The organism is Agromyces binzhouensis (assembly GCF_004135055.1).
GTDB classification, from domain to species: domain Bacteria; phylum Actinomycetota; class Actinomycetes; order Actinomycetales; family Microbacteriaceae; genus Agromyces; species Agromyces binzhouensis.
Map to the genome: position 1 here is coordinate 1 of NZ_SDPL01000450.1, position 2,377 is coordinate 2,377.

4 protein-coding genes are annotated in these 2,377 nt (G+C 72.1%); all 4 read right to left on the reverse strand.

The window, feature by feature from the left end:
- Positions 1-45: 45 nt before the first annotated feature.
- From ESO86_RS15510 to trxA, 4 genes are read right to left on the reverse strand one after another with little or no spacing between them, the layout of a single operon-like run.
- Positions 46-648 carry a DUF2238 domain-containing protein gene (locus ESO86_RS15510; RefSeq protein WP_129235773.1) on the reverse strand — a complete coding sequence of 201 codons (603 nt, stop codon included), beginning with the start codon at positions 646-648 and terminating at the stop codon, positions 46-48.
- Positions 648-1,526: an endonuclease/exonuclease/phosphatase family protein gene (locus ESO86_RS15515; RefSeq protein ID WP_242492406.1), complete on the reverse strand. Its 879-nt coding sequence runs from the start codon at positions 1,524-1,526 to the stop codon at positions 648-650. The genes ESO86_RS15510 and ESO86_RS15515 overlap by 1 nt, the downstream gene beginning before the upstream one ends.
- A gap of 40 nt (positions 1,527-1,566) precedes the next feature.
- On the reverse strand, positions 1,567-1,842 hold the full coding sequence (locus ESO86_RS15520) for a YgaP family membrane protein (protein WP_129235774.1): 276 nt from the start codon (positions 1,840-1,842) through the stop codon (positions 1,567-1,569).
- Positions 1,839-2,219 carry a thioredoxin gene (gene trxA, locus ESO86_RS15525; RefSeq protein ID WP_129235775.1) on the reverse strand — a complete coding sequence of 127 codons (381 nt, stop codon included), beginning with the start codon at positions 2,217-2,219 and terminating at the stop codon, positions 1,839-1,841. Before trxA ends, ESO86_RS15520 begins: the two co-directional genes overlap by 4 nt.
- Between the last annotated feature and the right edge of the window lie 158 nt (positions 2,220-2,377).

A 2,377-nucleotide genomic window follows, 5' to 3' on the forward strand; every position in this document is an offset into this window, starting at 1 on the left:
TGGGCCGTCCCGACCGGCGTGAGCCATGCGGGTCGCCCCGCGTGCTCAGGGCCTCCGGACCGCCGCCCGATCCGGCTCGGGCGCGAGCACCGGCAGCGCGAGCCCGCCGAGCGCCGAGCCGAGTCCGCCCCAGACGAGGTCGCCGATCGTGTCGCGGTAGTCGACGTAGATGCCGTCGTCGATGAAGGTCTTGCCGAACCACTCGAACACCTCCCAGATCACGCCCAGCCCGAGCCCGAACGCCGTGGTGACGAGCACCGCCGCGACCACGGGTCGGGGGAGTCGGAGCGGGTCGGCGATGAGTCGGAGTCGGGCGAACAGCAGGACCGCGATCACGGCGGCGAGTCCGTTCATGAGGAAGTGCATCGGGATGTCCCACCAGCGGACGCTGACGTAGAGGTCGGTCACGCTGCTCCAGACGGATACGAGCGCGATGACGCCGAAGGCGATGTCGAGTTCCGGCCGGACGCGGAGGAGCCGGGGGACCACCATGCACGCGGCGACGAAGGCGAGGCTGACGAGCCCCAGGGGGCCCCAGCCGATGCCCGCGATCGGGATGCAGACGAGTGCGATGAGCCGCAGCATGTCGGCCGCGATCTCGCCGGGGCCGTCGGCACGTCGGGTCAGTCCGCCCCAGATGCTCCGCATCACCCTGCCTCCTCGCGGCCGCCGGCCGCCTCGTCGTTCGACCGGTGCCGCAGCACCGCCTGCACGGGTTCGTGGTCGGATGCCGCGCGCCCCTCGAACCTCGCCGCGTTGATGCCGGCGTGCGTCACCTCGGCGGCGCCGCCGACGAGGATCAGGTCGATGCGGCGTCCGCCGCGTCGTCGCGGACCGTAGTTCGAGAACGTGCCCCACTCGGGCGTGAGCTGCTCGCCCGTGGCGTCCCACGCGTCGCGGAGGACGCCGTCGCCGGTCAGTCGGCGGTGCACGGCCGATCGCTCGTCGGCGTTGAAGTCGCCGGTGACGACGATCGCGGCCTCGGGCTCGTCGAGGTGGGCGGCATGGGCGAGGCCGGCGATCATGCGCGCCGACTGCAGCCGCGATCGGCGCGAGAGGTGGTCGAGGTGGGTGTTGAAGACGTGCAGGCGTCCGCCGGTCGCGCGGTCGGTGAACTCCGCGGAGACCACGACGCGGCGCGTGAGGTTGCCCCAGGATCGGGAGCCGTGCTCACCGGGCGTTGCGGAGAGCGCGAGCTGCCGCCACTCCGTGAGCTCGAGGCGAGCGTCGTCGTAGTAGACGGGGCAGGCCTCGCCGTGCCCGCCGGGATCGCGCCCGGTGCCCACCCACCGGTGGCTCCCGCCGAGCGCGTCGGCGACGACCTCGACCTGCTCGTCGAGCGCCTCCTGCACCCCGAGCACGGTCGGCCGCTCGGCGGCGAGGAGGCGGCGCACGAGCGGCTTCCGGGTCGCCCAGCGGTCGGGGCTCCCCGGACGGTTCCGCGGCATGCGTCGCCGGATGTTGAACGACATCACGTGCAGGTCGGGGGCCTCGACCGGACCGATGAGCGGCTCGTCCGTCATCATGGGCCCAGCGTAACGCCCGGCGCGCACCCGATCGGGTCGTTCAGCCCAGCAGCTGACGGCGCGCCTCGGGGTAGCCGAGCACGTTCGGCTCGGTCTCGAGGGCGGAGCGGGAGAACAGGTCCGTGGGGCACCATCCGGTGACCGCCCCGATCGCGAGGAACGTCGCGCAGATGCCTGCGGGGATCGCGCACCACAGGTTCTCGAGGTTGGATGCCGCGAACGCGGCGAGGAACACCGCGATGACGCCGCGGAGCACCCGTTCACCGCGGCTCACCGCGCAGGAGCGCGAGGTGAGCGCGCGGACGACGCGGTTCACGCCTGGGCTGCGGCGGCGGCCTGCTGCTCGGCGAGCTGGCGGCGCACGTCGTCCATGTCGAGCGCCTTGGTGCCCTCGATGACCTGCTCGAGCTGGGCGCCGTTCAGCGCGCCCGGCTGCGCGAAGACGATGATGCCCTCGCGGAACACGACGAGCGTGGGGATCGACGTGATGCGGAAGCCCGCGGCGAGGGCCTGCTCGGCCTCGGTGTCGACCTTGCCGAAGACGACATCGGCGTGCTGCTCCGACGCCGACTCGAAGATCGGGGCGAACATGCGGCACGGGCCGCACCATTCCGCCCAGAAGTCGAGGAGCACGATGTCGTTGTCCTTGATGGTCGACTCGATCGTGTCGTGGGTGATGTTCACGGAAGCCATGCCCCGATTCTAGCATGAGATACCCCTGGGGTATTATCTACTCCATGCAGACCACGATCACCCGCTCATCGGGCGCCCCGGCGACCCGCTCCGTCCCCTCCACCCGCCGCGCTCGCGGCCTGCGCGCCGGCCTGGTCGCCATCGCCGGCGCGACCGCG

Excerpts from the sequence above, each read along its gene's own strand:
- ESO86_RS15510 (WP_129235773.1), bottom strand. The coding sequence starts at position 648 with ATGCGGAGCATCTGGGGCGGACTGACCCGACGTGCCGACGGCCCCGGC.
- ESO86_RS15515 (WP_242492406.1), bottom strand. The coding sequence starts at position 1,526 with ATGATGACGGACGAGCCGCTCATCGGTCCGGTCGAGGCCCCCGACCTG.
- trxA (WP_129235775.1), bottom strand. The coding sequence starts at position 2,219 with ATGGCTTCCGTGAACATCACCCACGACACGATCGAGTCGACCATCAAG.